The sequence below is a fragment of the Acidovorax delafieldii 2AN genome, assembly GCF_000175235.1.
In the GTDB taxonomy this organism is placed as follows: domain Bacteria; phylum Pseudomonadota; class Gammaproteobacteria; order Burkholderiales; family Burkholderiaceae_C; genus Acidovorax; species Acidovorax delafieldii_B.
In genome coordinates this window covers 1-4,249 of sequence record NZ_ACQT01000287.1, presented here as the reverse complement: position 1 = coordinate 4,249, position 4,249 = coordinate 1, and the positions used below count along the sequence as shown (strand labels likewise).

Sequence of the window (4,249 nt, the reverse complement as noted above, 5' to 3'; positions counted from 1 at the left end):
GCGCAGGCCGAAGAAAAAGCCCGCCGCGAAGCCGCCGCCCGCCTGGAGGCCGAGCGCCATCTCTTCAGCCGCAGCGTGGGCCCGGTCACGCCGCTGCGCAACCCCAACCTGGCCCGCCTGCGCCGCCACCAGCCGGCACCGCTGCCCGTGCAGCACTGGCTGGACGAAGAGCGCGTGCTGCTCGAATCCATCAGCGACGATTTCGACGTGAGCACGCTGCTGGACACCGACGACCAGCTCAGCTACCGCCGCCCCGGCATTGGCGTGGAGGTGACGCGCCGCCTGCGCTCGGGCCACTGGAGCATCCAGCGCCAGCTCGATCTGCACGGACTGCGCGTGGACGAAGCGCGCGAAGCGCTGGGTGAATTCGTTCGCCAGGCCCACAAGGTGGGCTTGCGCTGCGTGCGCGTGGTGCATGGCAAGGGCCTGGGCTCGCCCGGCAAAAGCCCCGTGCTCAAGGGCCGCGTGCAGCGGTGGCTGGTACAGAAGAACGAGGTGCTGGCCTTTGTGCAGGCTCGCCCCATGGACGGCGGCGCCGGCGCGCTGGTGGTGCTGCTGAAGCCTTCCGCGCGCAGAAATCCATAAAAAAAGAGCCGCAACCGCTTGCTATGCAAGCGACTGCAGCTCTTCTTTCAATAGCAAAAACCTGCGGTAACCATGCCCCCGCCGCATGGGCCGCAGAGGCGGCCCGGCGCGGGCTGAGTGCTTACTTGGACAGGTCCAGGCGGTACTTCGACGTGCCCTTGCCCGAGCCGTCGTCGGCGGCCAGCAGCGACACGTTGGCCAGGCCGGCGGCCTGCGCCACCGGCAGCGCGTTGGCGCCGGAGCTGAAGACCACCGGGCCCGCCGTCGCCACCTTGGTGAAGCGCCAGCTCTTGGCGGCGCCGTTGGCCGCACGCGTGACCGCAGGGTTCTTGCGGATGTAGTCGACCACCACGTCGCGGTTGGCGTCGGGCGAGGCCCAGATGGTGCCCGAGCCGTCGAGCTTGTCGCTGAAGCTCTTGCCACTGGTGGCGCGGTAGTTGTTGGTGGCGATCACGAACTCCTGCGCCACGTCGATGGGCTTGCCCAGGTAGGTGAGGTTCTTGATGCGGCTGCCCACGGGCTGGGTCACGTCGATCTCGTACTGCACATCGGCGGTGGTGAACATGTCGTAGTTGTAGCCCGGGAAGGTGCTGATGAGCTGCTGCTCGCCGGTCTTGGCCGGGTCGATCTGGTTGAAGCGCTTGGCGGCGGCCTCCAGCCAGTTCTTGATGTCACCACCATTCACCTTCACCGCGTACACCGTGTTGGGGTACAGGTACAGGTCGGCCGCGTTGTTGATGGCCAGCGGGCCCACGGCCACGTCGGTGTAGTCGGCACCGCCCTGGAAGCCCGACTTGAACGGCGCGCTCACCGACAGCACCGGCAGTGCAGCGTACTGCGGCAGGTTGGCCTTGATGTAGGCAGCCACGTAGGCCTGCTGTGCCTGGTTCACGATCTGGATGGCGCCGGGGTCACCCACGTCGGCAAACAGCGTGCTCATGCGGAAGTCGGTCTGGCCAATGGGCGTCTTCACATACTTGATCGCGGCCTGGTGCTGCGTCTCGATCAGCGGCGCCACGGTGGCGTCGGGGTCGACATAGACGGTGGCGCCAGCGGCGTTCTTGCTCTGGATGTTGCGCAGCTCGCTCTTGCTGGCCGCCTTGTTGACGGCCCACTTGGTGCCGTCCCACTGCAGCGACAGCTGGATCACGCCCAGCGCCTTGCCCCACGAGCTGGCCATCACGGCGGGCACGCCATTGATGGTGCCGGCCTTGTTGTCCACACCCGCCTGCGAGAAGGCCGGCGTGGCCGCCGTGTCGGGGAACACGCTGTGCTGGTGACCCATCACCATGGCGTCGATGCCGGCCACCTTCGAGAGGTACAGGCCGGGGTTTTCCATGGTGGCCGTGTAGGCGGCGCTGTCGAGCCCGCCGTGCAGCAGCGCCACCACGATGTCGGCGCCCTTGGAGCGCAGCTCGGGCACGTACTTGGTGGCAGCCTCGACGGCGCCTTCGGTGTAGACCTTGCCTTCGAGGTAGCGCTTGTCCCAGTTCATGATGCCAGGCGTGGTGAAGCCGATCACGCCCACCTTGATGGGCAGCTTCACTTCCTTGCCATCGGTGCCCTTGGCGACCAGGGTGCGCTCCAGCAGCGTGTAGGGCTGTACGAGCGGCTTCTTGGTCTTGCTGCTGTACACGTTGGCCAGCACGGCGGGGTAGCCAGCGCCCGCGCATTTCTTGGTGGCATCGACGCCGTCCACGTCCAGCCCGCCGCCCAGCACCTGGTTCAGGAAGGGCAGGCCGTAGTTGAACTCGTGGTTGCCCAGCGTGCCGGCGTCAAAGCCCAGCGCGCCCATGGCCTTGTACATCGACAGCTGCTGCGTGCAGGGGATGGGGTTGATGGTGGCCTCGTAGTCGGCCAGCGCCGTGCCCTGGATGGTGTCGCCGTTGTCCACCAGCAGCGTGTTGGCGAATTCCTTGCGCGCGGCGCGCACCAGCGTGGCGGTGCGCTCGAAGCCGTAGGACTTGTCATCGGCGAGCTTGAAATAATCGTAGCTGCGCACGTTGAAGTGCAGGTCGGTCGTCTCGAGCACGGCCAGCGTGGCCGTGGCACCGGCATTGGTGGAGGCATCGCCGTCACTGCCACCGCAGGCGGTGAGCAGGGCCGCCAGGGCGACCACGCCAAGGGTGGCCGTGCGGCGCGAAATGCGATTCGGATCGCGGAAAGAGGGTTCCAGCATGAACAAGCCCATGGGTTGAAGAAGGGCCTGAGTGTCTGGACGCTGTTTGACAGGGATGTGACGCGCACAGGCCACGTGCGGCGCGTCTGCCACAGGCGCCTGCGGCACGTGCTGCGCGGCGCCAGGTGACGCTGCGCAAGCCGATGGCGCAAAATCCTGGCGCCCGGCCCCTTTCGTCGCCTATGCTGTGCACAGTCAAGCAACCTCTTTTGGGCCCTGTCCCTTTCGTACCATGAGCACCCCAGAAACATCCGTCGTCTACGGCACCGAAGACCTGCTGATCAGCCTGTGCAACTCGGTCACCCGCGTCCTGAACGTGGCCACGCAAGGCCAGATCCACTATTCCGGCATGGTGCAGCGCATCAGCAAGACCTGCCTCAAACCCGACATCGGCTGCTTCGTGCTGTTCGATGGCGGCTTCTCGGGGCTGGTGATCATCAACTTCTCGGCATCGGCCGCCATGGAGCTGTACCAGAGCTACCTGCTCAACATGGGCATGTCGAAGGACGATCTGGTGAGCTCGTACACGTCCGACGAAGTGAGCAACGTGATGGGCGAACTGATGAACCAGGTGGTGGGCGACTTCACCGGCAAGGTGCGGCGCGAGCTGCAGACCCACATCACGCAGAACCAGCCCAAGATGCTGGTGCTGAACAAACAGGTGACGCTGAGCGTGGATGCCAACCTCGACAAGCCCGAGGCCCGGCGCGTGACCTTCTATACCGGCAACAACAACATCTTCTATCTTGAGCTGGCCATCGACCGCACCGAATTCATCAAGCTGTATGACTTCGAGGCACAAGAGGCACCCGACCCCGACGCGCTGATGGCACAGGCCCGCGCCGCAGCCGAAACGCCCCTGCCCCCGGTGCCCTCCAGCGATACCGACGAGTTGCTCAGATCCCTGGGCATGTGACGTGGAGCAGCGGGTGGCGCCGCACGGGCGCGGCTTGCGCCCGCCATAACGATAGCTGCCGCCCAACGCCCTACAAGGGCTGCGGGCACATTCGCCTCTCATTCCGCTGCTGGGGCAGGTGCGCATGCAGCGCCAGGGCTGCGCGCAAAGCACCCGCGCATCCGAACCGCTGCGGCTACGCCAGCGTTTTCGCCGCCCATTGCGCAGCGCGCCCCTCCACTCCCCGCCCCCCGGTACAGCGACCGCGTCGCCCACGGGCGCACCGCACCCGGTTGCCTTGCCGCGCACGCTGGCGCCTGCGCCCCGTCCTACACGCGCTGTCCCCTGCGGCCTACCGTCTGTGAACGCTCGCCCGCTAGATTGGCCCCATGACGCCGCTGGCAGGCGGCGCCTGTCACAACCAGGAAAGGAGCCCCCATGCCCAGAGCCAGTTGGAGCGCCAAGCGCGAAAGACAGTACCAGCACATCAAGGACAGCCTGCTGGAGCGTGGAAAAAGCCACGGCACCGCCGAAGAGATCGCCGCCCGCACGGTGAACAAGGAACGCGCGCGGCATGGCGAAGCGGCCCA

General features: G+C 66.4%; 3 protein-coding genes and 1 pseudogene. 3 read left to right on the top strand and 1 reads right to left on the bottom strand.

Going from position 1 to position 4,249, the window contains the following annotated elements:
* Positions 1 to 585 (top strand): Smr/MutS family protein (locus tag ACDELDRAFT_RS19750; RefSeq protein WP_005799819.1); only part of this gene is annotated, 585 nt, incomplete at its 5' end.
* A 121-nt stretch (positions 586 to 706) separates the two neighbouring features.
* Here the strand turns inward: ACDELDRAFT_RS19750 and ACDELDRAFT_RS19745 are convergent.
* Positions 707 to 2,764 (bottom strand): bifunctional 2',3'-cyclic-nucleotide 2'-phosphodiesterase/3'-nucleotidase, encoded by a 2,058-nt coding sequence (locus tag ACDELDRAFT_RS19745; RefSeq protein WP_040330005.1) that lies wholly within the window; start codon positions 2,762 to 2,764, stop codon positions 707 to 709.
* 232 nt (positions 2,765 to 2,996) lie between these two features.
* Here ACDELDRAFT_RS19745 and ACDELDRAFT_RS19740 point away from each other — a divergent pair, with 232 nt between their 5' ends.
* Both ACDELDRAFT_RS19740 and ACDELDRAFT_RS19735 read left to right on the top strand, forming a co-directional pair.
* Entirely contained in the window at positions 2,997 to 3,680 is a 684-nt protein-coding gene (locus tag ACDELDRAFT_RS19740; RefSeq protein ID WP_005799817.1) for a DUF3334 family protein, read from the top strand.
* A gap of 417 nt (positions 3,681 to 4,097) precedes the next feature.
* A pseudogene (locus ACDELDRAFT_RS19735) lies at positions 4,098 to 4,249 on the top strand (plasmid stabilization protein); the annotation flags it as partial.